Genomic DNA, 24657 nt, shown 5'->3' with positions numbered 1-24657 from the left:
CGACGAATTCATCCGTGTCACAGCAGGTCCTGCGGGTGTCACAGGCGACTGGAGTGATGATTCGGGCACTCCGCTTGAACGGTGCGATACGTACTCATGGGTTAAGTAACACCACACCCGACCCCACCAGTGGTCTAAACCAATTTGGGTCCGATAGGGTTCGTGGTTGAGGTTTCAGCCCGCCCCAAGTCGCCGGTCCGACGGACCGGCGCACCGACGTACGAGGAGATTGGCACCGTGACCATCCGCGTAGGCGTCAACGGATTCGGCCGCATCGGCCGCAACTTCTGGCGTGCGGTCGCTGCCAGCGGCAAGGACATCGAGATCGTTGCGGTCAACGACCTGACCGACAACGCCACGCTCGCTCACCTGCTCAAGTACGACAGCATTCTCGGCCGCCTGCCTTACGAGGTGAAGAGCACCGCCGACGAGATCGTCGTGGACGGCAAGTCGATCAAGGCCTTCGCCGAGCGCGACCCCGCCAAGCTGCCCTGGGGCGACCTGGGCGTGGACGTCGTGGTGGAGTCCACCGGCTTCTTCACCGACGCCAACAAGGCCCGTGTGCACGCCGACAACGGCGCCAAGAAGGTCATCATCTCGGCTCCGGCCAAGAACGAGGACGTCACCGTCGTGATGGGCGTCAACCACGACGCGTACGACCCGGCCAACCACACGATCATCTCCAACGCGTCGTGCACCACCAACTGCCTGGCCCCGCTGGCGAAGGTCCTCAACGACACCTTCGGCATCGAGAAGGGCTTGATGACCACCATCCACGCCTACACGCAGGACCAGAACCTGCAGGACGGCCCGCACGGCGACCTCCGCCGCGCCCGCGCCGCCGCGCTGAACATCGTGCCGACCTCCACCGGTGCCGCCAAGGCCATCGGCCTGGTCCTGCCCGAGCTCAAGGGCAAGCTCGACGGCTTCGCGCTGCGCGTGCCGATCCCCACCGGCTCGGCCACCGATCTGACCGTCGACCTCAGCCGTGAGGCCAGCGTCGAAGAGGTCAACGCCGCGTTCAAGGCCGCCGCGGAGGGGCCGTTCAAGGGCTACCTCAGCTACACCGAGGACCCGATCGTCTCCTCCGACATCGTCACCGACCCGTCCTCCTGCATCTTCGACGCGGGTCTGACCAAGGTGATCGGCAACCAGGTCAAGGTCGTCGGCTGGTACGACAACGAGTGGGGCTACTCCAACCGTCTCGCCGACCTCATCGAGCTGGTCGGCGCCGACCTCTGATGAAGGATCTGTCTGAGTTCGACGTGAAGGGTCGGCGCGTCCTCGTCCGCGCCGACCTCAACGTCCCCCTCGACGGGGACGTCATCACCGACGACGGCCGGATCCGGGCCTCGGTGCCGACGATCAAGGAGCTCGTCGACAAGGGCGCGCGCGTGATCGTCGGCGCTCACCTGGGGCGCCCGAAGGGGGAGCCGAACCCGAAATACTCGCTGGCCTCCGTGGCCAAGCGGCTCAGCGAGCTGCTGGGCGCCGAGGTCGCCTTCGCGACCGACGTGGTCGGGGAGTCGGCCCAAGGCGTCGTGACGGCCCTCCAGGACGGCCAGGTGGCCCTGCTGGAGAACCTGCGGTTCGAGCGAGGCGAGGAGTCCAAAGACGACGCCGAGCGCGGAGCCTTCGCCGAGAAGCTGGCCGCTCTCGCGGAGGTCTACGTGGGTGACGGCTTCGGCGCCGTGCACCGCAAGCACGCCAGCGTCTACGACGTGCCCCTGCTGCTGCCGCACGCGGCGGGCAGGCTCGTCGTGGCCGAGGTCGAGGTGCTCAAGAAGCTGACGGACGAGCCGGTCAGACCGTACGCCGTGGTGCTCGGCGGCGCCAAGGTCTCCGACAAGCTCGGCGTCATCGGCAACCTGCTCACCAAGGTCGACAGGCTGCTCATCGGCGGCGGCATGGCCTACACCTTCCTGGCCGCCCAGGGCTATGAGGTGGGGCGGTCGCTGTTGCAGGAGGACCAGCTCGACCAGGTGCGCAGCTTCCTCAACGAGGCGACCAAACGTGGTGTGGAGCTCGTCCTGCCGGTCGACGTGCTGGCGGCCGTCGACTTCGCCGAGGACGCCGAGTACGAGGTGGTCGACGCCACCGCGATCCCGGCCGACCGGCAGGGTCTCGACATCGGCCCGCGCAGCCGTGAGCTGTTCGCGAGCAAGCTGGCCGACGCCAAGACCGTGTTCTGGAACGGCCCGATGGGCGTCTTCGAGTTCGAGGCGTTCTCCGGGGGAACCCGGGCCGTCGCCGAGGCGTTGATCCGGTCGGAGGCCTTCACCGTCGTGGGCGGCGGTGACTCGGCCGCGGCCGTGCGCAAGCTCGGCCTTCCCGAGGACGGCTTCTCGCACATCTCCACCGGTGGCGGCGCCAGCCTCGAATACCTGGAAGGCAAGACCCTGCCCGGACTCGTCGCGCTGGAGGCATAGGAGTGGACCGACGCAGTGAGCATCGTGCCGTCTGGGCGTGCCCGCGGCATGAAGGCGCCGCAGGTGACCCCGGAAGCGAGCGAGGAGCGGTGAGCGACAGATGACCACGGCGCGCAAGCCCCTCATCGCCGGTAACTGGAAGATGAACCTCAACCACCTCGAGGCCATCGCTCACACCCAGAAGCTGGCGTTCGCACTGAACGACAAGGACTTCGACAGGGTCGATGTGGCGGTTCTGCCGCCGTTCACCGATCTGCGCAGCGTGCAGACCCTGGTGGACGGCGACAAGCTGCGCATCGTGTACGGCGGACAGGACCTGTCCCAGCACGACGGCGGCGCCTACACCGGTGACATCTCCGGAGCGATGCTCGCCAAGCTCGGCTGCACCTTCGTCACCATCGGGCACTCCGAGCGGCGGCAGTACCACCACGAGGACGACGACCTGGTCAACGCCAAGGTGCTCGCGGCCTACCGGCACTCGCTCACGCCGATCCTGTGCGTGGGCGAGGGCCTGGCGGTCCGTCAGGCCGGCGGGCAGGTGGCCCACAGCGTCTCGCAGCTCGACGGGGCGCTGCGCAAGGTCACCGCCGAGCAGGCCGCGTCCATCGTGCTGGCCTACGAGCCCGTCTGGGCGATCGGCACCGGCGAGGTGGCCACCCCGGCCGACGCCCAGGAGGTCTGCGCGGCGCTGCGTGTCCGACTCGCCGAGCTGTATGACGGCGAGGTGGCCGCCGCTGTCCGTATCCTTTACGGAGGCTCGGTCAAGTCTGACAACATCGCCGGCATCATGGCCCAGCCGGATGTGGACGGGGCCCTGGTCGGCGGTGCCAGCCTCGACTCGGGGGAGTTCGTCAAGCTTTGCCGCTTTGGCGAAATGTCCGTCTGAGTAGGTCGTTCGGAGGGTACGACTTGACAGCACGTCGTACCCTCTTAGAGCAAGTTTGAATCGTCACGCCATAGGCGTCATACAAGGGTCGCGCCCGGACGCGGGCCGCGCGTTAATAGGGAACAGGTCAACGGTGACAATCGGAATCTCCATCGCCCTCATCCTGGCGAGCATGCTGATGGTACTGCTTGTGCTGCTTCACAAGGGCAAGGGCGGTGGTCTGTCGGATCTGTTCGGTGGCGGTTTCTCGTCGTCGTTCGGAGGCTCCTCGGTCGTGGAGCGTAACCTCGACCGGCTCACCATCATCACCGGTGTGGTCTGGTTCGTGTGCATCATCGCGCTGGGCCTGTTGCTCAAGCCCTGACCCTGAAGCCCTGACCTGGCTTTCGCAAAGCGTGACTGTGGTTCAGCCCCCCGCATCCAACCGAGCGGCGGGGCCATCGAGCGAGGAGTTCATCCGTGGGTAGTGGCAACGCGATCCGTGGCAGCCGTGTCGGCGCCGGCCCGATGGGGGAGGCGGAGCGTGGCGAGGCGGCTCCCCGTGTAAGGGTCCCGTTCTGGTGCGCGAACATGCATGAGACGCGTCCCAGTTTCGCCAGTGACGCGGCCGTGCCGGAGTTCTGGGACTGCCCCCGGTGTGGTCTCCCGGCCGGTCAGGACGAGGCGAACCCGCCCGCGCCGCCGCGCAACGAGCCGTACAAGACGCACCTGGCCTATGTGAAGGAGCGTCGCAGCGACAAGGACGGCGCCCAGATCCTGGCTGAGGCACTGGAGCGCCTGCGTTCCTCCTCGCGTCCGATTTACTAGCAAGGCCCCGAGGGCCCCCGTGGACGTCGTCCCCGGGGGCTCTCGCATGTCCGCGGGCGGAGGCGGCTCTTTTGGCCGGGCCCCCTGGACCGCCGTGGAGTCGTCCCGTCGGCATCGCTACGGCCGGCCCGGCCGAAACGCCATCGGCGTCGCCGGTCGTCGTGAGCAGCCATCGTGAACGGTCGTGAGCGGCCGTCGTGAACGGCCGCCGTGAACGGTCGTGAACGGCCGGCGAGTTCGGCCGGTGAGGTCGGTCGCCGGGCGTCCCCGGCCGGCCGATGATCGGCCTCAGGCGTCGGCGATACCTCGGCGGTAGGCGTAGGCGACGGCCTGGGCCCGGTCGCGGACCCCGATCTTGGCGAAGAGGTTGTTGATGTGAGTCTTGACCGTGGCCTCGCCGATGAACAGGGCGGTGGAGATCTCGGCGTTGGACCGACCCTGGGCGATGAGACGCAGGACCTCGCCCTCACGCCGGGTCAGCCCGTCGGGCAGCCCGCCCTCCGACCCCTCGGGATCCCGGCCTGGACGGGACGGCCGGCCTCCGCCGGGAGCGTCGGGCGGGGTCATGGTTTCGAGAAGGCGGCGCTGGACGGTGGGGTCGAGCTGGGCGTCGCCTCGCATCACGGTGGCGATGGCCCGGGAGATCTCCTCCGCATCGGCGCTCTTGGTGAGAAAGCCCCTGGCCCCGGCCTGAAGAGCGGCGAACACCGACTCGTCGTCGGAGTATGTGGTCAGCACGACGACCTGGGTGCCCGGATGCGCCGCGCGGATCCGCCCGGTGGCCTCCACTCCGTCCATCCTCGGCATGCGCAGGTCCATCAGCACGACGTCCGGCCGCTCGGCCTCGACCAGCCGCAGGGCCGCCTCGCCGTCGCCCGCCGAACCGACCACCTCGATGCCCGGCAGCAGCCCGAGCAGCAGCGTGAGTCCTTCGCGCACGACCGTCTGGTCGTCGACCACCAGCACCCGGGCGGTCATGACGAGCATCCCGGCACGCTCCGGCCGCCGGTCACGACAGCACCTTCTCCGCGGCCCGGTCGACCGTCGCCGGCAACCTCAACCGCACCCGGAACCCTCCGTCCAGATCTCCCACCTCCAGGGATCCACCGAGCAACTCGGCTCGCTCCGCCATTCCCACGAGTCCGTATCCTCCACCCGGGGCCGTGGGGCCGTCTCCGGCGGGGTTGGTCACCTCCAGTTCGGATCCGTTCTCCCCGAAGCTCAGCCGTACGGCCGCCGCGGCCCCCGGGGCGTGCCGGCCGACGTTGGTGAGGGCTTCCTGCGCGGTGCGGATCGTCGCGAGCTCGGCCTCGGGGGTGAGGCGGTGCTCGGGGCCCGTCACGGTGAGCGTGCACGCCTGGCCGGTCGTGGCGCGAAACTCCTCGGCCAGCGTCCTGAGCGCCACGGGCAGCGGGGGACTGTCCTCGCGCAGCGCCGACACGGCTCTGCGAGCCTCCTCCAGACCTGCCTTGGCCATGTCCCTGGCGTGCTCCACCCGCTCCAGAGCCTCTTCGGTACGGTCGGCCCGCAGCAGCAGGCGCGCGCCCTCCAGATGCACGATCTGCGCCGACAGGGAGTGGGCCAGGACGTCGTGGATCTCCCTGGCGATCCGTGCCCGCTCGGCGAGCACGGCCTCCCTCGCCTCGGCCTTCCTGGTCGCCCTGCGCTGCCGGATCGCGTAGGCCGCCAGGAAGACCACGCAGACGCTGAAGCCAAGGCTCAGCTCCTGGTCCCAGCGGTGGTCGGCCAGGCCGATCAGCAGCAGGCCCGCCAGGGAGAGCAACCCGATCGGGAGCGAGAGGGAGAGCGGATACCTGAGGGCCGCCACTGCGACGGCGAAGAACATGACGGCGATGGAGGGGCCGCCGTCCGGAGTGATCGAGAGGAGCCCGAGAGAGGCCACCACGGCGGCGCCGAGCGCGATCGGCACTCCCAGGACCGTGGCCGGAGGGCGTGTCCTAACCACGCCTGACAGGGGCGCGGCGGCCAGGGCTCCAACGGTGACCACGGTCAGCGTCGCGGCCAGGGCTCCCCGCCCGGCCGGGGCGAAGTCGCCCTGCCGCGTGACCTGGGCCACCGTGAACGCCACGATCGCCACGAGCCGTATGGCGACCGGGATGGTCGTGGCCTTCCCGCGAATCGTGGTCATAGCGGCAAGATACCGAGAGGGTGGGGAATCCCCCCACCCGGACCGCTCGCCGTACGGCGGCGCTGGGAGGGGCCGGAGGGCGGGCGGCGGTCACAGGCGGACCCGAACGGCGGGGGAGGCGGGGGTGGGCAGGGCGCGGGCGCGGCGGGCGACGAAGAGGGATTGGGCGCCGACGGTCAGGCCGGCGAAGAACAGGACGGCCGTGGGAGCGGAGGTGAGGCCGAGGGCGTAGCCGGCGCCGAACAGGGCGGCCCGCGCGGCGAGCGAGGCCAGCCAGCCCAGCAGGGTCCAGCCGGTACCCCTGGACCACGGCACTCCCGCGTCGTCCCGCCAGACCCGCACGGTCCGGGCGCGCACGGCGCCGAAGGCGACGGCGGAGGCGACTTCCACGAGCAGCAGCGCCGCGCTGAGGGCCAGGTGGCGCATGTCGAGGAGGCCGCCGGAGAGAAGGCCGACCGTGACCAGGGCGAGGGCGAGGTAACGGAGGCCGTATCCGGTGGCGATCCGGGTCTTCATCTGCCGGTAGAGGACGAGGGCGATCAGGGCGAGGGCGACGACCGCGGTCTGCATTGGCTCCATGCGTGAGACGGTAGAGAAACACACGTCGGAGCGGATCGGCGCGGCGGTGGAGATCGTCTTCTCCACCCCTGGGTGGAGTTCGCCGGCGCGGGCCGTCCGGATGGGGCCGGCGGGCATCCGGCCGGTCATTCCCGGTGTGCCTCCCGCCGGCGGGCGTCTGATCCACCCGCCGAAATTGGATCTTCATCGGGACTCGGGTAGCGTGCGCGGGGCCGTCGAGCGCTTCGGCGTGGCCGGGACGCACGGATTGTCGCAATGCTGGAAGGACACGCACGCATGAACGCCGGAAACCATCGCCCCCTGCGAATGCTCGTCACAGGAGGGGGGACCGGCGGTCACACCTACCCCGCGCTGACCACCGTCGCGGCCGTCCGCGAGCGGGCCGCCGCCCGCGGTCTCGACCTCGACGTGCTCTGGGTAGGTACGGCCACCGGCCTGGAGGCCCGCATCGCCGTCGAGCACGGCATCCCGTTCCGGGCGATCAAGGCGGGCAAGCTGCGCCGCTCGCCCAGTCCCCGCGAACTGCTCACCAACCTCGCCGACATGTTCCGGATCCCGATCGGGGTCATGCAGGCCTTCGGTATCGCCGCCCGCTACCGTCCCGATGTGGTGCTGTCCACAGGGGGATATGTGTGCGTGCCGCTGGGGGTCGCCTCCCGGATGCTCGGCCGGCCGCTGGTGATGCACGAACAGATCACCGCGCTCGGCCTGGCCAACCGCATCCTGGCGCGGTTCGCCACCCGGATCGCGCTCACCCACCCGTCGTCGATCGAACACCTGCCGGTCTCGGCGCGGGAGCGGGCCGTGGTCACCGGCAACCCCGTCCGGCCCCACCTGCTGAACGGCAACGCCCCGTCCGGCCGGTGGCACTTCCGCCTCTCACCCGAGCTGCCCCTCGTCTACGTGACCGGCGGGGCCCAGGGAAGCCGTCAGATCAACACCATGGTCGAGACGATCCTGCCCTCGCTGCTCACCCGGGCGCAGGTGCTCCACCAGTGCGGTCCCGACTGGATCGGCCATTTCAAGCAGGCCGCGGCGAGCCTCCCCGCGGAGCTCGCGGGGCGCTATCAGCCGGTGCCCTACGTCGGCGACGAGTTGGCCCACGTGTTCGCCGCCGCCGACATCGTGGTCTCCCGCAGCGGCGCGGGCACCATCGCCGAGCTGACCGCCATCGGCAAGCCGTCGGTGCTGATCCCCCTGGTCCCGTCCGCGGGGGACGAGCAGCGCCAGAACGCCCGCTACCTGGCCGAGGCGGGAGCGGCCCGGGCGCTCCTGGAGACCGGTCCCCACGCCGACCGGCTCCTCGCCGAGCTCGATGCCCTGCTCGCCGACCCGCAGGCCCGCGTCACCATGGCCAAGGCCGCCAGGTCGCTCGGCCGCCTCGACGCCGCCGACACCCTCGCCCGGGTGATCCTCCAGGAGGCGGACGCCGCCTCCACTAGGTGAGCCGTCTCCGCATGAGGCGACCTCTCACTACCGGGTTCGGACGCGCGGGCACATCGTTGTGTCCACGGCTGATTCCTGGAGGTGGTGACGAGTGCGGCTCTCAGCGGAAGACGCTGCCTGGGGACGAATGCGCGACCGGTACGCCGGAGCGTGGTCGATCTGGAGAAGCGACAGGGGACGCTGGTACGCGACCCGGCGGACCGGAGCGCTGTCGCGGGCCGAGATGGACGCGGGTCTCGTCATGACCGTGTTCGGAGACGACGCCGACGAACTCACCGCGATCCTCGCCGAGCAGGAGAGGTTCGCCGTACAGGCGCTCTCCGGTTCCTGACCTGGCGGTCGTCGCCGGAAACGGACCGGGCGCCGGGCGAGGCGGAACCGCGCCGGGCGAAGCCGCCCCAGGCTCCGGCCGCCGCCGCCGGCCGAGTGTCGGTCGTTCTCGTAGACGCCCGCCTGGTCAGTTGTCCTCGCAGGTGCGGATCAGGTCGCCTCGTGAGGAGACGCCCAGCTTGGGGAAGGCCTTGTAGAGGTGGTTGCCCACCGTTCTCGGGCTGATCCCGAGGCGGGCGGCTATCTCCCGGTTGCCGTGGCCGGTGGCGGCGAGCCGTACGACGCGCTCCTCCTGCGCGGTGAGCCGGGGGCATTCCGGTTTGCCGGGCGCCCTCCCGGCGAACCTCTCCGCGGTGCTTCCGGTGACGTCTCCGGCGGCGCGTCGTTCGGCCAGTGCCCGCTCGGCCCATGGCTCGGCACCCAGCCGGGTGAAGGTCGCGTGCGCGGCCTCCAGCGACTGCCTCGCGCTGCCGCGCCGCCTGGCCCTGCGCAGCAGCTCACCGTGGAGCAGAAGGGCGCGCGCGTGCTCGTACGGCACGGCTCGCAATAGGGCCGCCGCCGCGGGAAGCAGGTGCTCGGCCGTGGGGCCGCCGTCGAGCAGCGCCCGGCAGCGCAGGGCGAGACCGGCGTGGCCGGGCCGTCCCGTCCTCGCTGCCCAGTCCTCGAAGCGAGCCGCCAGGGCAGGCACGCCGCCGGATCACCGGCCCCGACCGCCGCCTCGACCAGGTCGGGCATCCGCCGTGGCAGACCTGCCCCCGATCGCATGGCTCCAGCCGGGGGCGGGCCGAGCGGCGGCCGTGGTGGAGGAGGGGCCGGGTCGTCGAGGCGGGAGCCGTCCGGGGCGAGGGACGGGTGGCGCTCGGCGGAGCGGCGGACGGCTGCGGCGGACGGCTTCGGCGCCGCCGGTCCTCACGGATCGGGAGATTCTCCCGAGGCCGGAGCACCGGACCTCGAAGGTCAGGCGGATGGGCAGGTCGTTCATGTCCCGGCAGGCGTCGTCAGACGGCTCCGCAGGTAGTCTCGCAGCACCACGGCGTTGTTGTGCTCGGTGTCCCTGGCCGCGTACAGGAGGGTGACCGGCCCCCGGCGGACGGCGTCCAGCAGCGGGCGTACGGCATCCGGCTTGCCGTCCAGTTCCCGCCGGTAGCGAAGGCGGAACTCCTCGAAACGCTCCGGACGATGCCCGAACCAGCGACGTAGCTCAGGGGAGGGGGCGAGGTCGCGGACCCATCCCTCCATCCGGAGATCCTGCTTGCGGACACCGCGCGGCCAGATCCCGTCGACGAGGAACACCGCCCCCTCGGCGGGCTCCGCTTCGTACACCCGCCTGATGACGATGTTCCCGATGTTCCTGGTATTCCCGATATTCCCGCTGTCCCCCATCTCTCCTGCCTACCCGGGCCGTGCGTTCCGAAGCGGGCGGAGGGCGCGCGGCGCGTCGGGCAGGGGTCCGGCCGGTGTGACTGCCGGTGTGACGGTGGGCGTGCCGTGCATGGAGGACCCGCACCCGGGTAGGCGCCTGTCATCGACGCCGGGCGTCGGTGGCGCCGAACGTCGAGGCCGAGCGTGGAGAGGGAAGTGGTTCTCATGTCCGACCGAATCGCCGATCCCTGGGGCTGGCGCACGCCGTACGACCCCCCTGTGAGCGCGGCGGATCTTCCGCCGGACGCGTCATCCGGCGATCCCGGCCGGCGCAGCGGCTGGCCGGTGCGGACGGACATGTTCCTCGACGACGGGGTGAAGGAGGCCGACGTCGACGCCTGGATCCAGGCCGCCTCGATCCTGCACTCCAACGGCGACGCGATGGACATCGCGGTCCGCGGCGGTCGCATCGCGGGCGTGCGCGGACGTGCCTCCGACCGGATCAACCACGGCCGCCTGGATCCCAAGGACCTGTACGGCTGGCAGGCCAACAACAGCCCCGACCGGCTGACCCGCCCCCTGGTCCGGCAAGGGGGCGAGCTGGTCGAGACGGACTGGGACACCGCGATGGGACGGATCGTGGCGCGCTCGAAGGAGTTGCTCGACGGGCCAGGCGGCTGGGGACACTTCGGCTTCTACACCAGCGGGCAGCTGTTCCTGGAGGATTACTACACGCTCGGTGTGATCGGCAAGGCGGGAATCGGCACGCCGCACATGGACGGCAACACCCGGCTGTGCACGGCGACCGCCGCCGCGGCGCTCAAGGCCAGCTTCGGCACCGACGGGCAGCCCGGCTCCTACACCGATGTCGACCACTGCGACGCGATCGCGCTATGGGGCCACAACGTGGCCGAGACGCAGACGGTGCTGTGGATGCGGATGCTGGACCGCCGCCGCGGCTCGCGGCCGCCGGCGATGATCGCCGTCGATCCGCGGCAGACGCCGGTGGCGCGGGAGGCCGACGTGCATCTGGCCGTCCGCTCCGGCACGAATCTGGCGCTGATGAACGCCCTGATCCACGAACTGATCGCCAGAGGCCGATATGACGAGGAATACGTCGAGGCTCACACCCTCGGGTTCGAAGAGCTGTGGCGGACCGTGGAGGGCTGCCCGCCGAAGTGGGCGGCGGAGATCTGCGACGTGCCCGCGTGCCTGATCGAGCGGGCGGCCGAGATCCTCGGCTTCTGTGACCGGCTGCTTTCCACCGTGCTGCAGGGCTTCTACCAGTCCAACCAGGCGACCGCGGCTTCCTGCCAGGTGAACAACATCCACCTGCTGAGGGGCATGCTGGGCCGTCCGGGAGCGGGTCTGTACCAGATGAACGGCCAGCCGACCGCGCAGAACGCCCGTGAGACGGGGGCCGACGGCGACCTGCCCGGTATGCGCAACTGGAACAATCCCCGCCACATCCAGCAGCTCGCGGAGCTGTGGAACGTCGACTCCTCCGTCATCCCGGCCTGGGCGCCGCCCACCCACGCCATGCAGATCTTCCGCTATGCCGAGCAGGGGTCGATCAAGCTGTTGTGGATCTCGGCCACCAATCCGGCGGTCTCCCTGCCCGACCTGGGACGGATTCGCCGGATCCTCGCCGATGAGGGGCTGTTCGTCGTGGTCCAGGACCTGTTCCTCACCGAGACGGCACGGCTGGCCGACGTGGTCCTTCCGGCCGCGACCTGGGGCGAGAAGCAGGGGACGTTCACCAGCGTCGACCGTACGGTCCACCTCGCGGACAAGGCCGTGGACCCGCCCGGCGAGGCCCGGCCCGATCTGGACATCTTCCTGGACTACGCGCGCCGGATGGACTTCCGCGACAGGAACGGGGAGCCGTTGATCAAATGGCGTGACCCGGAGTCGGCGTTCGAGGCGTGGAAGAGATGCTCGGCGGGCCGGCCGTGCGACTACACCGGCATCACCTACGACCGCCTGCGCGGGGGCAGCGGCATCCAGTGGCCCTGCACCCTGTCGGCGCCACACGGCACGGAACGCCTCTACGCCGGCGGGAGGTTCAACACCGATCCGGACTACTGCGAGACCTACGGCCACGACCTGGCCACCGGCGCCGAACACGACGAGGAGCACTACCGTGCGAAGGAGCCCCGCGGGCGGGCCTTCCTGCACGCGGCGGCCTACCAGCCGTCACCGGAGGTGACGAGCGAGGAATACCCGATGCTGCTGACCACCGGCCGCACCGTCTACCACTTCCACACCCGCACCAAGACCGGCAGGGTCGTCCAGCTGAACGACGCCGCCCCCGAGCCCTGGGTGGAGATCTGTCCCGGCGACGCCGCGTCCCTCGGCGTGGCCGAAGGCGACCTGCTGTGTCTCGAATCGCCCCGGGGAGCGCTGGAGGCCAGGGCCCGGGTGTGCGGAACACGGTCCGGCGTGGTGTTCGTCCCGTTCCACTATGGCTACTGGGACCTCGGCTCCGCCGGTCCGGGCGACGCGGCGCCCAGGGCCGCCAACGAGTTGACCATCACCAGCTGGGATCCGGTGTCCAAACAGCCGATCTACAAGGTCGCGGCGGTCCGGGTGACCAGGACGGCCGAGGGGCGGGGCGCGGTGTCCGCGGCGCCGACCGTCGGCGTCCCTCCCGCTGACCCGCGCGTCCCCGCCACCGCCGGCGGACCGGCGGCCGAGGTGTCGGAACGCCTGGAGGAGGCCTGACGATGCATCTCGCCCACTATCTGGGACTGCTGCACCGCTCCCAGAACGAGCTGGCCGACGCCTTCCGGGGCGTCGGACGCGATCATCCCGACGAGCCCGACGTGTACCACGTCTGCGAGCGGCTGGCCGGGCAGTGCGACGACCACGCCCGGCGGCTGGAGCCGTTCGTCCAGCGCTACTCCGAGGAGGCCCCGGACGAACCCGAGCGGCTGCACTCGACGCTGTTCTCCGGCACCCGCGCGGGCGGGCTGGGGCTGCTGCGCGACCTGCACGACCTGTATCTCATGGCGGCCGAGTGCGACATCTCCTGGACGATGATCGGGCAGGCGGCGCAGGCGGTCCGGGACGAGACGCTGACCGAGGTCGTCGGCCGCTGCGAAGGTGAGACCGCTACCCAGTTGCTGTGGCTGCGCACCCGGATGAAGCAGGCCGCCCCGCAGGCACTGGTCGTCGCCTCCTGACCGCCGCCGAAGGAGTGCACTCCGGAGCGATCAGCCGGGTCGGGCGGCAGCTCGACCTTTCGCCATGGGGAGGGCGCCCCTCGCGGTGCCGCGGCGCGTCAATGGGCGGAGACCAGGGTCTTGAGCGCCACGATGGCCAGCCCGAGGACAAGGTTGGTGATCGCGGAGACGATGACGACGCCTGTGGTCGAACGGGTCTTCACCGCGGCCGTGACCGCCCAGGCGACCTGGCTGGCCACCGCCGCGCACAGCGCCGCCCAGGCCGCCACCGTGTCGGACGCTCCCGCCGCGGAGGTGAGGGCGGCGGCGATGGCCGGGAAGAACGAGGCCTGGGCCAGCGGCCATTCCTGCCGGGCGACTCCGCGTGCACTCGCCCAGGCGAAGCGTGCCGGGTGCCCCCGGCTCACGAGCTGGGCGTACACATGAGTGATCCAGAACACCACCCCCGTGCAGATCAGCAGGACCACCAGCTCAGACGCGGAAGGCGGGCCCCCTTCCGCGGTGCTGCCCGCGACCACGGAGGCGGCCAGCAGCGAGCCGTACACGGCGCCCGCGTACTCCACCTGCCTGTGTGCCGCGCCCGTGTCCCGCTCGCTCATGACAGCAGTGTGATTCCCGCACGCGCGAACCACCCGGACGGCATGCGGGACAATGCACAGATTTGGCAACCTGAGATCCGCTGCGTTTCCGCTCGGAGAGCGAGGTCAGGGCGTCCTCCGCGAGGTCAGGGCGTCCTCTGTGGGAATAACGGTAAATCTTCCGCGCAGTACATTTTTCGCCGTCATGTTGTCCGGTGTGGAACAGAACCGGGTCACCGAGTTGGTTTAGCGTCGGTGGCCCGCGAGGCGAGGAGACCGCACAGGTGAACTGGCTCATTCATGACTACCGCGAGGATGATCTCGCAGCCGTGGTCCATCTGATCGACATGACCGCTGGGCTCGGCCAGGAGTCGGTGTTCTCGCTCGCCGAGTGCATCAGCGCTCTGACGTCGCGTCAGCCTGCCGTCGTGGCCGTCCACCGGGGTGCGCCCATCGGAGCCGCTCTGGCGCATGTGACCGGGGAGCGGGCCTGGGTGATGCGGATCGCGATCGCCTCCGCGTGGCGCGGACGCGGACTGGCCAGCGCGCTGCTGAGGGAGCTGGAGCGGCGGCTGGTCGACGCGCGGGTGCGGCGTATCGCCTATGTGCTGCCGGAGGAGGAGCTGCTCGGTGAGGGGTTGGTGAACGCCGGCTACACCCGGAGGCCCGCCGTGGCGTATTCGGCCGGATCGCTGAACTGGAGCGGGTGTTGGTCTTCATCGACGAGGTCGAGGAGATCGCTTCTGTACGCGGTGAGCGCCCCGGGTCCGGCAGTCACGGCATCACCAACGAGTTGCTCAAGCTGATTCCCGGCTTCCGCGAGCGAGACGAGAGGCTGCTGGTCTGCGCGACCAACTCCATCCGCTCGCTGGATCCGGCGTTCCTGAGGCCCGGTCGGTTCGACTACCTGGTGCCGATCGGCACTCCGGACGTCGCCGCCCGCGCGGCGATCTGGGCACGGTACTCCGGCGGGCGGGCCGATGTGGATCTGGACACGCTGGTCGTCGCCAGCGAGCTGTTCACACCGGCCGACATCGAGCACGCCGCGCGGATCGCGGCGCAGGCGGCGTTCGAACGGGACCTCACCACCGCCGGCCAGAGCCCTGAGATTCCGGCGGGCGCCGGCACCGCCGACTATCTGGCCGCGATCGGTCAGTGCAGGCCCACCGTCACGCCCACGATGATCGACGAGTTCACGGCCGACATCGCCTCACACGCCCGTCTCTGAGCGGCATTCGATCGGCTCTACTCACCGCATGCGATTCGACCTTTCGGCGTTGCCATGCGGCGAAGCTAGAGTGTGCCCAGCGCGTCTGTCAATCCTGACGTACGTCTCCATCGACTGACGAAGGCCCGCTGAAAACGAGCGGTTCGAAGCTCGGGACGCGGAGCATCAGAGGTCGCGCTCCTGCTGGTCGAGAATGGCGAGTGCGATCGTGACCGCGCTCGCCGCGTCGCCGGCCTCGATCGCCTCGTACAGCTCCTGGTGAGAGGAGTCGAAGCCGAGCACGGCGCGTTTCATGCAGTGGTCGCGGCGGACCGTGTCGCGCAGTGCCTCGCTCATGCCTCGATACAGGTCCAGTAGCACGGGGTTGTGCGAAGCCGCGGCGATGAGCAGGTGGAAGTCGACGTCGGCATCGGCGAACGCGTTGAGATCCACGGCCTGGTGGGCGGCCGTGCGCCGCTCCAGCGACTCTCTCAGCGCGTCGAGATCCTGCGGTGTCCGTCGTGCGGCGGCCAACCGGGCGGCCACGAGGTCCAGGCCGCGCCGTACGTCGATGATGTCCATCACGGCCGCGCGGTCCAGGCGGCGCTTGAGCGCCATCTCGCTCTCGTCGGTGGCGATGACATAGGTTCCGTCGCCCTGACGCGTGGTGAGCAGGCCGGAGTGGACAAGGACGCGAACGGCCTCGCGTACCGACAGCCTGCTCACGCCCAGTGCCAGGGCCAGCTGGCTCTCTGAGGGGATCTTGGTGCCGACCGGCCAGGCACCGCTCGCGATCTCCTGGCGGAGTTCACCGATGGCGGCGTCGACGAGGGAAATCCGGCCCACGTTCTGCATTCATCCTCTTCTCTAAACATCTGATGTCTGATACCTCTATGGCACTGTCGTCCTCAGGGTAAGGGGATCAAGCCGGTATGGCTCAAACTCTGTTCACCGATGTTCGCCCCCACGATGTCCTGGTCGAAGACGGCCGCATCGTTCCCCTGGAGCACAGAGCCGAAGGATGCGAGGTGGTGGAGGCGGGTGGGTTGCTCGTCCTGCCCGCCCCGGTCGACGCGCACATCCACCCGGACAAGACCACCTGGGGTCAGCCCTGGCTGAGCCGTACCCCGGCCCGGACGCTGCGCGAGCTGATCGATGGCGACGTCGCGGCGCGGGCGGAGATGACGGCACCGGTGGCCGAGCGGGCCGGGGCGCTGATGGACCAGGCGATCGCGCACGGTACGCGAGGGTGGCGGGCACACGTGGACGTCGCCCCGGTGTACGAGCTGAGCAACGTGCACGGCGTGCGGGAGGCGGCCCAGGCGCGTGAGGACCTGCTCGACGTCCAGATCGTCGCCTTCCCCCAGCTCGGACTGCTGTCGATGCCGGGTACGGCGCAGCTGATGGAGCGGTCGCTGAAGGAGGGCGCGGACATCCTCGGCGGACTCGATCCCGTGGGTGTGGACGGCGACCTGCACGGACACCTCGACCTGCTGTACGGCATGGCCGAGCGGCACACCGTACCCGTTGACATCCACCTGCACGACGGAGGTGAGCAGGGGGTCGCGCAAGTACTGGAGATCGCCCGCAGAGCGAAGTCCAGCGGCGTGCCGACCACGATCAGCCACGCCTTCTGCCTGGCCGACCGGGAGGACCTCGCCGAGACGCTGGCCGAAGCGCGGGTCGCGCTGACCACCTGCGCGCTCGGCGCGGACCCGGTCCTGCCGGTCGGGCCGCTGCTCGAAGCCGGTGTGCTCGTCGGCCTCGGATCCGACGGGGTGCGGGATCCGTGGACTCCGTTCGGAGACGGCGACATGATCAGCCGCGCCCATCTCCTCGCCTATCGCACCGACGCCCGCACCGACGAGGAACTGGCAGCGTGCTACGCGACGGCGGCGCACGGGGGCGCCGCGCTGCTGGGCCTGGAGCGGGCCCGGCTCCAGCCCGGCGATCCCGCCGACTTCCTCCTGGTCCGTGCCGAGTCCGTGGCCCAGGCCGTCGTGGACAAGCCGATCCCCCAGTTCGTCGTCCGCAACGGACGCGTACTCGAAAGGTCCTACCGATGATCCGCCGTGCCGTACCCCTGGCCGCCCTCGCGCTGGCCCTGACCTCCTGCGCGCAGCAGACCGCGTCGCCCCGGCAGCAGGGGGCGACCGAACCGCCCAAGCTGGAGTTCAAAACCGTCACCGCCCCGGCCACCGGGGAACTGGACAAGGTGACGTGGAACCTGCCGTACGAGCCGCAGACGCTCGACCCGATCAGGTCGTTCAACTACGCCGAGAACACCGTGCTGGCCAACATGTGCGAGAGCCTGCTGCGGCTGACCCCCGACTTCGGCATCGAGCCCGGCCTGGCGGTGAAGGCCGACAACCCCACCCCGACCACGTGGGTCTACACGATCCGCGAAGGCGTGAAGTTCTGGAACGGCGAGTCGCTGACCGCCGAGGACGTCGCGGCCAGCCTCAACCGCCACCTCGATCCCGCGCTCGGCACCTGGTGGGGTGACTACTTCCAGACCGTGGAGTCGATCAAGGCGACGGGGAAGATGCAGGTCACCGTCGCGCTGAAGCAGCCCGACGTGCTGTTCAACCAGGCGATGGCCACCGCGGCGGGCGCGATCGTCTCGGCCGACCACGCCAAGAAGAAAGACCTGGGCTCGCCGGCCGCCGGTGTGATGTGCACCGGCCCCTACACGTACGGGAGCTGGAAGTCCGGGGATTCGCTGACGCTCAAGCGCAACGACGCATACTGGGACCCCGCGTTGCGGGCCAAGACCAAGGAGCTGGTCTTCCGGTTCATCGCCGACGAGACCACCGCGGTCAACGCGCTGCGCTCCGGCGAGGTGGACGGGCAGTACTTCTACCTGCCTCCCGCGGGGCTCGGCCGGCTCCGGCAGTCCGCGACCGGCTCGGTCACGCTCGGCAAGTCGCTGACCTTCTGGACTCTGCTGGGCGCCGCCAAGTCCGGCCCCTACGCCGATCCGAAGGTCCGCCAGGCCCTGTCGCTGGCGCTGGACCGGGCGGCCATCTCCAAGGTGGTCTTCCAGGGTACGGCGATGCCGCAGCGGACCCTGGCAGGCACCGAGTACTGGGGATACCAGCGGGAGGCCTTTCAGAAGGCCTACGAGGCGATCCCTCCGGAGACACCCGACCTGGCCAAGGCCATGCAGCTGCTCACCGAAGCCGGCTCGCCGACCCAGACCGTCACCATCGGGATCCAGGGCAGCTCGGCCGTCCACGAGCAGACCGCCAACCTGATCAAGGCGACCGGCGAGGCGCTCGGCCTGAAGATCGAGATCAAGGTGATCCCGGTCGAGCAGTACGGAAACCTCTACAGCGACCCCAAGGCCCGCGAGGGCGTCGACGCCTTCTTCTCCACCTGGTACGGCAACGTGCCCGACCCGCTTGACGTCTACACCGTCTTCCTGGACGGCGGGCGCACCAACTTCAACGGCTACGCGGCCGTGGACGCCGACGTCAGGAAAGCGCGGGCGGCCTACGACGAGGCGGAGCGGGCGGCGTTGGTGACGACGATCCAGCAGAAGGTCACCGCCGACGTGCCGTGGATGCCGCTGAACAACCTGCCGGTGATCCTCTACACGAACAATCGGGTGACCGGAGCCGTCGCCTCCTTCCCCTACCTGTACTACCCGTGGGCCGCGGGGCTCGGTGCGCGATGAAGTTCCTGGCGAAACGACTGGCAGGGCTGATCGCGGTCCTGCTGGTCGCCTCCTTCCTGGTCTACGGCCTGCTCTACCTGGTGCCCGGCGGCCCGATGGCGTTCCTGCTCGGCAACCGCAGCGGCACCCCCGAGCAGATCGCGGCCATCCGCGCGCAGTACCACCTGGACGATCCGTTCCCGGTGCGCTACGCAGCATGGCTGCGCGACGCGGTGACCGGCGACTTCGGTACCTCCCTGGTCTATCGGCAGGACGTCTCCGCGCTGATGGCCTCCCGATCGACGACGACCGTCTTCCTGGTCGTCTACGCGACGCTGCTGATCGTGGCCGGGGGGGTGGCGATGGGTCTGCTGGCCGGGCTGCGCGGCGGCAAGGTCGACGGCGCGGTCGGCCTGATCTCCTCGGTCTTCCTGGCCACGCCGCCGTTCGTGGTCGGGGTGATCCTCGTCATCGTCTTCGCGCTGGGTCTGGGCTGGTTCCCGGTCTTCGGACCCGGTAGCGGACTGGGCGATCGGATCCATCACCTCACGCTTCCCGCGATAACGCTCAGCCTGGCCAGCGCCGCGTTCCTCGCCCGCATCACTCGCGCCTCGGTGTACGAGGAACTGGGCCGGGAGCACGTGGAGACCGCTCGCAGCCGTGGCCTGGCCGAGGGGCACATCGTACGCAGGCACGTGCTGCGCAATGCGGCGATCCCGGTGGTGACCGTGACCGGACTGAACGTCGCCGGGCTGATCGCGGGCTCGGTCGTGGTGGAGAGCATCTTCGCCCTGGACGGGCTCGGCTCGTTGTTCGTCCGCGCGATCCTGCAACGCGACTTCGCGATCGTCCAGGCGGTGGTGCTCGTGCTCGTCGCCGCCTTCGTCCTGATCAATCTGGTGGTGGACCTGTGCTACTCCGCTCTCGACCCGCGCCTGTCACGGCAGTGATCCGCCGTCTGGGCGGCCTGGGCTGTGTCGCCGCCGTCCTCCTGGCCGCCATCGTGACGATCACCCTGCTCGCGCCGCTGCTCGCTCCCCACGACCCCGACCTGCCCGACCTGTTCAACGCGCTGGCCGGCGGCTCCCTCGCGCATCCGCTGGGAGGCGACGCCCTGGGCAGGGACGTGCTGTCCAGGCTGATGTACGGCGCGCGGACCACGCTGCTCGCTCCGGTGCTGGTGATCTGCATCGCCGGCCTCGCGGGCACCACGCTGGCGATCACCGCCGCCTGGGCGGGCGGCAAGGTCGACGCGGTCATCTCCCGCCTGCTGGATGTGCTGTTCGCCGTGCCCGGCATCGTTTTCGCACTGGTCACCGTGGCCGTCTTCGGTCCCGGCATCCCCGGCGTGGTGATCGGTCTGGCCGTTGCCTACACCCCGTACGTGGCTCGCGTGGTGCGGGGCGCGGCGCTGCGTGAGCGCCGCCTGCCGTACGTGGCCGCGGCCTGGGTGCAGGGCCGTTCCGCGCCCGCCATCTGCCTTCACCACCTGCTGCCCAACCTACGGCCGATCATCGTCGCCCAGTCGGTCTCCGCACTCGGATTCGCGGTGATCGACGTGGCGGCGGTTTCCTTCCTCGGGCTGGGCGTGCAGCCTCCCACGGCCGACTGGGGGCTGATGGTCAAGAGCGGCCTGGACAGTGCCATGCGAGGCCAGCCGCTGGAGGCACTGAGCGCGGGCCTGCTGATCGCGCTGGTGGTAGCCGCGGTGAACCTGTTGGGCGATCGCCTGGGGAGGCAGTCATGAGTCTATTGATCATGGAAAGGTTCGGCCTGGCCGTGCCGTACGAACGTGGCTGGCGGACGCTGGTGGAGCAGGTGGACCTGACCATCGGCCCGGGAGAGGCCGTCGGGCTGGTGGGGGAGTCGGGGTCGGGCAAGTCGATGACCGCCCGGGCGATCATCGGTCTCACCCCGCCGGGCGCCCGCATGACCGGGAAGGTTTTCTTCGACGGCGCCGAGGTGCCCTCGGGCGGGGCGCTGCGGCGGCTGCGGGCCAAGCGGATCGCGATGATATTCCAGGATCCGCGGGCGCACATCAATCCCGTCCGCAGCGTCGGCGACTTCCTCACCGAGGCCATGGTCCACAATCTGGGGATGCCGGTACGGCAGGCGTCGGCGCGAGCCGTACGGCTCCTTCACGAGGTCGGCATCACCGACGGCGAGCGGCGGCTGCGCCAGCACCCCCACGAGCTGTCCGGCGGCCTGCTCCAGCGCGTCATGATCGCCTCCGTGCTGGCCGTCGAACCTGACCTGGTGCTGGCCGACGAGCCGACCACCGCACTGGACGTGACCACCCAGTCGGAGGTCATGGCCATCCTGGACGAACTGCGCCGCGAGCGCGGCATGGCCATGTTGTTGATCACCCACGACCTGGAGTTGGCCGCCGCGACGTGTGACCGGCTGGCGGTGATGTACGCGGGCCGGATCGTGGAGGACCTCGACGGTCCGCCGCGTCACCCCTACACGCGCGGGCTCATGAGATCGCGACCCGGCCTGGAGGAGGCCGTCCACCGGCTGCCGGTGATCCCCGGACGGCCCGTGGCGGCCTTCGAAGCCGAGGCGGGCTGCGCGTTCGCGCCACGATGTGACCTGGCCGAACCGCGCTGCCACCAGACGCGGCCCGCGTCCACCCACGGGGTCGCCTGCCTGCGAGTGGAGGAGCCGGCATGATCGTGATCGAGGCGGAGCGGTTGCGGAGGGTGTACGGCGCCGCCACCGCGGTCGACGAGGTCTCCTTCACCGTGGCCGAGGGGGAGTCTCTGGCCATCGTGGGAGAGTCGGGGTCCGGGAAGACCACGGTCGCCCGCATGCTGCTCGGCCTGGAGACGCCCACCAGCGGAACGATCAGCGTTTGCGGGCGTCCGCGTCTCCCCGGCCGGGCGTCGGCCGCGGAGCGGCGCAGGCGGGCAAGAGAGATCCAGATCGTCTTCCAGGACCCCTATTCCTCGCTGGACAAACTCCAGCGCGTCGGCGACGTCATCGAGACGAGCCTGGCCCTGCACTTTCCGCTCACCCCCGCCGAGCGACGGGAAAAGGCACTGAACCTGCTGGAGTCCGTGGGCCTGGCCGAACGCCACGCCGCGATGCTGCCCAGGCAGCTGTCCGGAGGGCAGCGCCAGCGCGTGGCCATCGCCCGCGCCCTGGCCGTGGAGCCACGCGTGCTGGTACTGGACGAGGCGGTGGCCGCGCTTGACGTCTCGATCCAGGCGCAGATCCTCAACCTGCTCGCCGACATCCGCGAGCAGCGGTCGATCAGCTACGTCTTCATCTCCCACGACCTGGCCGTGGTCAACCAGATCAGCGACACGGCCATCGTGATGCGTCACGGCCGCGTCGTGGAGGGAGGAACCACCCGCGCCCTGTTGCGCGAGCCGCGGGAGGACTACACCAGAGCCCTGCTGGCCGCGGTGCCCCGGCCCGGCTGGAAGCCGACCAGGAGAGGAGCACAGTGAGCACCCTCGTCAAGGCGTCGTTCGTCATCGGCTTCGATGGCGACGACCACGTCGTCCACCGTGACGCGTGCGTCGTCTACGACGGCGACCGGATCGTCTTCGTCGGTCGCTCCTACGACGGCCCGATCGACGAGGTGATCGACGCCGGGGAGGCGATCGTCGGGCCGGGCTTCATCGATCTGGACGCGCTGGCGGACATCGACCACGCCATCCTCGACACCTGGCACGCCGATTCCCGTGGGCTGGTCTGGTCGCAGGACTACGCGGTCACCCGGCGCCGCGCCGTCTTCCCGCCGGAGGAGACGCTCTTCATGCGGGAGTACGCGCTCACCCAGCTCATCCGCAACGGCGTCACCACCGCGATGCCGATCGCCGCCGAGACGCACAGCGCCTGGGCGGAGTCGTACGAGGAGCTCGCCGGCGTCGTGGAGATCGCCGGACGGCTCGGCCTGCGCATGTACCTGGGGCCGTCCTACCGCTCCGGCGTTCCCGTGGTGCGCGCCGACGGCACCAGGGACGTGCACTGGGAGATCGCGCTCGGAGCGGAAGGATTGGCGGACGCGGTCCGTTTCGTCCGGGATTTCGACGGTGCCTTCGACGGCAGGATTCGTGGGGCGCTGCTGCCCTGCCGCATCGAGACCGTCACCCTCGACCTGCTGCGCGCCACCGCCCAAGCCGCTGGGGAACTGGGCTGCCCGGTGCGCCTGCACTGCATGCAGGGGCTGACGGAGCTGCGGTTGCTGCGCGAGTGGTACGGCCGGCACCCGCTGGACGTGCTGGCGGAAGCCGGACTGCTCGGCCCCCGGCTGCTGATCCCGCACGCCCTGTACCTCGGTGATCCCGACACGCCGTTCGAGGGATCACCGGACCGGCTGGCGGCGCTGGCCGGGATCGTGCACTGCCCCCTGACCATGGTCAGGTACGGCGACGCGCTCCGCGACTTCGACCGTTACCGGGCGGCCGGGGTGAACGTGGCGCTGGGCACCGACTCCTTCCCACCCGACATGATCCGCAACATGGACTATGGCAACAACCTGGCCAAGCTGGTCACCGGACGGCTGGACGCGGGATCGGCGGCCGACTACTACCGGGCCGCCACGCTGGGCGGTGCCCGCGCGCTGGGCCGGGACGATCTGGGCCGGCTTGCCCCGGGCGCCAAGGCCGACCTGGTCGTGGTGGGGCTCTCCGGCCCGCACACCGGCCCCGTGGACGATCCGATCAGGACGTTGTTGATGAACTGCTCGGGTACGGACGTGGACACCGTGGTGATCGACGGGCGGGTGGTGATGCGTGACCGGGTGATCCCGGGGGTGCACGAGGCGACGATGCGCTCGCGCGCGCAGACCTACTTCGAGACGATGAAGGCCGCTTACTCCGCGCGTGACCACATGCGTCGCGATCCGGCGGTGTTGTTCCCCGCGTCCTTCCGAGAGGTTCGAGGCACGTAGCGGACGGCGTGTGCCGGGCCGGCGGCTGTGCCGGCCTCGCCGCCGTGTCACGTCGCGCCTACCGGTACGGGCGGCCGTGCCGGTAGGCGGATGACGACTCCGCCGGGCGTGCGCCGATCTGCCGCAGCGGTTCCGAACAGTGAAATCGACAGACAGATCGACAGACAGATCGACAGGCAGATCGACAGGCAGGGGCATCGTGACGATGACGTTCAGGTTCTCGGCCCGGGAAGTCGCCGCGGCCCGCATCGGCCGATGCCGCGGTCGCGTCTGCGGCCGGCGGGCCGGCGCGGCCGGCGCGGTGCGTGGCGACGCCGGCCGGACGGATGGACCGAGATGCGCATCCTGATCGTGAATGTGAACACCACCGCGTCGATGACCGACACGATCCGCGCGCAGGCCGCGGCGTACGCGTCGCCGGGCGTCGAGATCGTCGGGCTCACCCCGTCGTTCGGGCCGGAGTCGGTGGAGGGCAACTTCGAGAGCTACCTGGCGGCGGTCGCCGTGATGGACCGGGTCGTCCGGTACGACGAGCCGTACGACGCGGTGATCCAGGCCGGGTACGGCGAGCATGGCCGGGAGGGCCTGCAGGAACTGCTCGACGTACCCGTGGTGGACATCACCGAGGCGGCCGCGCAGGTCGCGATGCTGATCGGCCGGACGTACTCGGTCGTCACGACGCTGGAGCGCTCCGTGGCGCAGATCGAGGACAGGCTGCGGCTCGCCGGGCTGGCCGGCCGGTGCGCGTCCATCCGGGCCAGCGGGCTGTCGGTCCTGGAGCTCGACGGGAACCCCGGCCGGGCCGTCGACGCGATCGTCGCCGAGGCCCGCAAAGCCGTCGTCGACGACCGGGCCGAGGTGATCTGTCTTGGCTGCGGCGGAATGGCCGGCCTCGACCGGAAGATCACTGCCGCCACCGGGGTACCCGTCGTCGACGGCGTCGCCGCCTCGGTCGCCCTCGCCGAAGGACTCGTCCGGCTCGGCCTCACCACCAGCAAGGTGCGCACCTACGCGACGCCCCGGTCCAAGACCGTGACCGGCTGGCCGATCGCCGGCGGATTCCCGCACGCCGCCGCCTCGACCGGGCGGCGCGATGAGCCGAGGTCGCGGTGAGCGACGTAACGACAGGAGGTGCCGG

General features: G+C 70.2%; 26 protein-coding genes. 19 read left to right on the top strand and 7 right to left on the bottom strand.

Annotated features, from left to right (window positions below):
- Nucleotides 1–237: 237 nt before the first annotated feature.
- The 5 genes from gap (at nucleotide 238) to ACQPYK_RS31400 (ending at nucleotide 4122) form a co-directional block, all read left to right on the top strand.
- On the top strand, nucleotides 238–1242 hold the full coding sequence (gene gap / locus ACQPYK_RS31420; protein ID WP_433238784.1) for a type I glyceraldehyde-3-phosphate dehydrogenase: 1005 nt from the start codon (nucleotides 238–240) through the stop codon (nucleotides 1240–1242).
- The gene (locus tag ACQPYK_RS31415) at nucleotides 1242–2429 is read left to right on the top strand and encodes a phosphoglycerate kinase (protein WP_433238781.1); all 1188 of its coding nucleotides are present in this window, start codon (nucleotides 1242–1244) and stop codon (nucleotides 2427–2429) included. Before gap ends, ACQPYK_RS31415 begins: the two co-directional genes overlap by 1 nt.
- Nucleotides 2430–2529: 100 nt before the next feature.
- On the top strand, nucleotides 2530–3315 hold the full coding sequence (gene tpiA, locus ACQPYK_RS31410) for a triose-phosphate isomerase (RefSeq protein ID WP_433238778.1): 786 nt from the start codon (nucleotides 2530–2532) through the stop codon (nucleotides 3313–3315).
- Nucleotides 3316–3448: 133 nt separating this feature from the next.
- On the top strand, nucleotides 3449–3679 hold the full coding sequence (gene secG / locus ACQPYK_RS31405) for a preprotein translocase subunit SecG (protein WP_306868819.1): 231 nt from the start codon (nucleotides 3449–3451) through the stop codon (nucleotides 3677–3679).
- A gap of 95 nt (nucleotides 3680–3774) precedes the next feature.
- Nucleotides 3775–4122, top strand: coding sequence for an RNA polymerase-binding protein RbpA (locus ACQPYK_RS31400; RefSeq protein WP_012892502.1), 348 nt, complete (start codon nucleotides 3775–3777; stop codon nucleotides 4120–4122).
- Between the two features lie 288 nt (nucleotides 4123–4410).
- Here ACQPYK_RS31400 and ACQPYK_RS31395 read toward each other — a convergent pair whose 3' ends face one another.
- The 3 genes from ACQPYK_RS31395 to ACQPYK_RS31385 form a co-directional block, all read right to left on the bottom strand.
- Entirely contained in the window at nucleotides 4411–5109 is a 699-nt protein-coding gene (locus tag ACQPYK_RS31395) for a response regulator (RefSeq protein WP_433238773.1), read from the bottom strand.
- A gap of 22 nt (nucleotides 5110–5131) precedes the next feature.
- Entirely contained in the window at nucleotides 5132–6271 is a 1140-nt protein-coding gene (locus ACQPYK_RS31390; protein WP_433238770.1) for a sensor histidine kinase, read from the bottom strand.
- Nucleotides 6272–6361: 90 nt separating this feature from the next.
- Complete coding sequence (locus ACQPYK_RS31385) at nucleotides 6362–6850, bottom strand: hypothetical protein (protein ID WP_433238767.1); 489 nt, start codon at nucleotides 6848–6850, stop codon at nucleotides 6362–6364.
- A 276-nt stretch (nucleotides 6851–7126) separates the two neighbouring features.
- Between ACQPYK_RS31385 and ACQPYK_RS31380 the strand changes: the two genes are divergently transcribed.
- Together ACQPYK_RS31380 and ACQPYK_RS31375 are read left to right on the top strand one after the other, a co-directional pair.
- The gene (locus tag ACQPYK_RS31380; protein ID WP_433238764.1) at nucleotides 7127–8296 is read left to right on the top strand and encodes a UDP-N-acetylglucosamine--N-acetylmuramyl-(pentapeptide) pyrophosphoryl-undecaprenol N-acetylglucosamine transferase; all 1170 of its coding nucleotides are present in this window, start codon (nucleotides 7127–7129) and stop codon (nucleotides 8294–8296) included.
- Nucleotides 8297–8387: 91 nt separating this feature from the next.
- A complete protein-coding gene (locus ACQPYK_RS31375) occupies nucleotides 8388–8627 on the top strand; it encodes a hypothetical protein (protein ID WP_433238761.1) in 240 nt (79 codons plus the stop codon).
- Between the two features lie 126 nt (nucleotides 8628–8753).
- Here the strand turns inward: ACQPYK_RS31375 and ACQPYK_RS31370 are convergent, their stop codons facing one another.
- Nucleotides 8754–9314 (bottom strand): helix-turn-helix transcriptional regulator, encoded by a 561-nt coding sequence (locus tag ACQPYK_RS31370; protein WP_433238758.1) that lies wholly within the window; start codon nucleotides 9312–9314, stop codon nucleotides 8754–8756.
- Nucleotides 9315–9604: 290 nt separating this feature from the next.
- Complete coding sequence (locus tag ACQPYK_RS31365) at nucleotides 9605–10009, bottom strand: DUF488 domain-containing protein (RefSeq protein ID WP_433238755.1); 405 nt, start codon at nucleotides 10007–10009, stop codon at nucleotides 9605–9607.
- A gap of 204 nt (nucleotides 10010–10213) precedes the next feature.
- On the opposite strand from ACQPYK_RS31365, the gene ACQPYK_RS31360 reads away from it, so the two are divergent.
- Together ACQPYK_RS31360 and ACQPYK_RS31355 are read left to right on the top strand one after the other, a co-directional pair.
- Nucleotides 10214–12712 carry a molybdopterin oxidoreductase family protein gene (locus ACQPYK_RS31360; protein ID WP_433238752.1) on the top strand — a complete coding sequence of 833 codons (2499 nt, stop codon included), beginning with the start codon at nucleotides 10214–10216 and terminating at the stop codon, nucleotides 12710–12712.
- 2 nt (nucleotides 12713–12714) lie between these two features.
- Nucleotides 12715–13173, top strand: coding sequence for a hypothetical protein (locus ACQPYK_RS31355; RefSeq protein WP_433238750.1), 459 nt, complete (start codon nucleotides 12715–12717; stop codon nucleotides 13171–13173).
- A gap of 98 nt (nucleotides 13174–13271) precedes the next feature.
- Here ACQPYK_RS31355 and ACQPYK_RS31350 read toward each other — a convergent pair whose 3' ends face one another.
- Complete coding sequence (locus tag ACQPYK_RS31350) at nucleotides 13272–13772, bottom strand: hypothetical protein (RefSeq protein ID WP_433238747.1); 501 nt, start codon at nucleotides 13770–13772, stop codon at nucleotides 13272–13274.
- Nucleotides 13773–14035: 263 nt separating this feature from the next.
- Here ACQPYK_RS31350 and ACQPYK_RS31345 point away from each other — a divergent pair, with 263 nt between their 5' ends.
- Together ACQPYK_RS31345 and ACQPYK_RS31340 are read left to right on the top strand one after the other, a co-directional pair.
- Entirely contained in the window at nucleotides 14036–14557 is a 522-nt protein-coding gene (locus ACQPYK_RS31345; RefSeq protein ID WP_433238744.1) for a GNAT family N-acetyltransferase, read from the top strand.
- Nucleotides 14458–14979 carry an AAA family ATPase gene (locus tag ACQPYK_RS31340; protein ID WP_433238741.1) on the top strand — a complete coding sequence of 174 codons (522 nt, stop codon included), beginning with the start codon at nucleotides 14458–14460 and terminating at the stop codon, nucleotides 14977–14979. The genes ACQPYK_RS31345 and ACQPYK_RS31340 overlap by 100 nt, the downstream gene beginning before the upstream one ends.
- Before the next feature lie 165 nt (nucleotides 14980–15144).
- On the opposite strand, the gene ACQPYK_RS31335 is transcribed toward ACQPYK_RS31340, so the two are convergent.
- Nucleotides 15145–15813 carry a FadR/GntR family transcriptional regulator gene (locus ACQPYK_RS31335; RefSeq protein WP_433238738.1) on the bottom strand — a complete coding sequence of 223 codons (669 nt, stop codon included), beginning with the start codon at nucleotides 15811–15813 and terminating at the stop codon, nucleotides 15145–15147.
- 77 nt (nucleotides 15814–15890) lie between these two features.
- Here ACQPYK_RS31335 and ACQPYK_RS31330 point away from each other — a divergent pair, with 77 nt between their 5' ends.
- From ACQPYK_RS31330 to ACQPYK_RS31295, 8 genes are all read left to right on the top strand, one after another.
- Nucleotides 15891–17024 carry an amidohydrolase family protein gene (locus ACQPYK_RS31330; protein WP_433238735.1) on the top strand — a complete coding sequence of 378 codons (1134 nt, stop codon included), beginning with the start codon at nucleotides 15891–15893 and terminating at the stop codon, nucleotides 17022–17024.
- On the top strand, nucleotides 17021–18637 hold the full coding sequence (locus ACQPYK_RS31325) for an ABC transporter substrate-binding protein (RefSeq protein ID WP_433238732.1): 1617 nt from the start codon (nucleotides 17021–17023) through the stop codon (nucleotides 18635–18637). Before ACQPYK_RS31330 ends, ACQPYK_RS31325 begins: the two co-directional genes overlap by 4 nt.
- Nucleotides 18634–19566: an ABC transporter permease gene (locus ACQPYK_RS31320; protein WP_433238729.1), complete on the top strand. Its 933-nt coding sequence runs from the start codon at nucleotides 18634–18636 to the stop codon at nucleotides 19564–19566. Before ACQPYK_RS31325 ends, ACQPYK_RS31320 begins: the two co-directional genes overlap by 4 nt.
- Nucleotides 19563–20363 carry an ABC transporter permease gene (locus ACQPYK_RS31315; RefSeq protein ID WP_433238726.1) on the top strand — a complete coding sequence of 267 codons (801 nt, stop codon included), beginning with the start codon at nucleotides 19563–19565 and terminating at the stop codon, nucleotides 20361–20363. Before ACQPYK_RS31320 ends, ACQPYK_RS31315 begins: the two co-directional genes overlap by 4 nt.
- Nucleotides 20360–21289 carry an ABC transporter ATP-binding protein gene (locus tag ACQPYK_RS31310; protein ID WP_433238723.1) on the top strand — a complete coding sequence of 310 codons (930 nt, stop codon included), beginning with the start codon at nucleotides 20360–20362 and terminating at the stop codon, nucleotides 21287–21289. The genes ACQPYK_RS31315 and ACQPYK_RS31310 overlap by 4 nt, the downstream gene beginning before the upstream one ends.
- The gene (locus ACQPYK_RS31305; protein ID WP_433238720.1) at nucleotides 21286–22071 is read left to right on the top strand and encodes an ABC transporter ATP-binding protein; all 786 of its coding nucleotides are present in this window, start codon (nucleotides 21286–21288) and stop codon (nucleotides 22069–22071) included. Before ACQPYK_RS31310 ends, ACQPYK_RS31305 begins: the two co-directional genes overlap by 4 nt.
- Nucleotides 22068–23519, top strand: coding sequence for an amidohydrolase family protein (locus tag ACQPYK_RS31300; RefSeq protein WP_433238717.1), 1452 nt, complete (start codon nucleotides 22068–22070; stop codon nucleotides 23517–23519). The genes ACQPYK_RS31305 and ACQPYK_RS31300 overlap by 4 nt, the downstream gene beginning before the upstream one ends.
- Nucleotides 23520–23855: 336 nt before the next feature.
- Nucleotides 23856–24632 carry an aspartate/glutamate racemase family protein gene (locus tag ACQPYK_RS31295; protein ID WP_433238714.1) on the top strand — a complete coding sequence of 259 codons (777 nt, stop codon included), beginning with the start codon at nucleotides 23856–23858 and terminating at the stop codon, nucleotides 24630–24632.
- Nucleotides 24633–24657 lie beyond the last annotated feature (25 nt).

Source organism: Streptosporangium sp. CA-135522 (genome assembly GCF_050949235.1).
Taxonomy (GTDB): Bacteria; Actinomycetota; Actinomycetes; order Streptosporangiales; family Streptosporangiaceae; genus Streptosporangium.
The sequence above is the reverse complement of the archived record's forward strand: the minus strand, read 5'-3'. Positions and strand labels throughout refer to the sequence as shown.

Bases quoted from the DNA above. Each gene is read 5' to 3' on its own strand.
- ACQPYK_RS31415 (WP_433238781.1), top strand. From the start codon at position 1,242: ATGAAGGATCTGTCTGAGTTCGACGTGAAGGGTCGGCGCGTCCTCGTC.
- tpiA (WP_433238778.1), top strand. From the start codon at position 2,530: ATGACCACGGCGCGCAAGCCCCTCATCGCCGGTAACTGGAAGATGAAC.
- ACQPYK_RS31395 (WP_433238773.1), bottom strand. From the start codon at position 5,109: ATGCTCGTCATGACCGCCCGGGTGCTGGTGGTCGACGACCAGACGGTC.
- ACQPYK_RS31390 (WP_433238770.1), bottom strand. From the start codon at position 6,271: ATGACCACGATTCGCGGGAAGGCCACGACCATCCCGGTCGCCATACGG.
- ACQPYK_RS31385 (WP_433238767.1), bottom strand. From the start codon at position 6,850: ATGGAGCCAATGCAGACCGCGGTCGTCGCCCTCGCCCTGATCGCCCTC.
- ACQPYK_RS31380 (WP_433238764.1), top strand. From the start codon at position 7,127: ATGAACGCCGGAAACCATCGCCCCCTGCGAATGCTCGTCACAGGAGGG.
- ACQPYK_RS31365 (WP_433238755.1), bottom strand. From the start codon at position 10,009: ATGGGGGACAGCGGGAATATCGGGAATACCAGGAACATCGGGAACATC.
- ACQPYK_RS31360 (WP_433238752.1), top strand. From the start codon at position 10,214: ATGTCCGACCGAATCGCCGATCCCTGGGGCTGGCGCACGCCGTACGAC.
- ACQPYK_RS31355 (WP_433238750.1), top strand. From the start codon at position 12,715: ATGCATCTCGCCCACTATCTGGGACTGCTGCACCGCTCCCAGAACGAG.
- ACQPYK_RS31350 (WP_433238747.1), bottom strand. From the start codon at position 13,772: ATGAGCGAGCGGGACACGGGCGCGGCACACAGGCAGGTGGAGTACGCG.
- ACQPYK_RS31335 (WP_433238738.1), bottom strand. From the start codon at position 15,813: ATGCAGAACGTGGGCCGGATTTCCCTCGTCGACGCCGCCATCGGTGAA.
- ACQPYK_RS31330 (WP_433238735.1), top strand. From the start codon at position 15,891: ATGGCTCAAACTCTGTTCACCGATGTTCGCCCCCACGATGTCCTGGTC.
- ACQPYK_RS31325 (WP_433238732.1), top strand. From the start codon at position 17,021: ATGATCCGCCGTGCCGTACCCCTGGCCGCCCTCGCGCTGGCCCTGACC.
- ACQPYK_RS31320 (WP_433238729.1), top strand. From the start codon at position 18,634: ATGAAGTTCCTGGCGAAACGACTGGCAGGGCTGATCGCGGTCCTGCTG.
- ACQPYK_RS31310 (WP_433238723.1), top strand. From the start codon at position 20,360: ATGAGTCTATTGATCATGGAAAGGTTCGGCCTGGCCGTGCCGTACGAA.
- ACQPYK_RS31305 (WP_433238720.1), top strand. From the start codon at position 21,286: ATGATCGTGATCGAGGCGGAGCGGTTGCGGAGGGTGTACGGCGCCGCC.
- ACQPYK_RS31295 (WP_433238714.1), top strand. From the start codon at position 23,856: ATGCGCATCCTGATCGTGAATGTGAACACCACCGCGTCGATGACCGAC.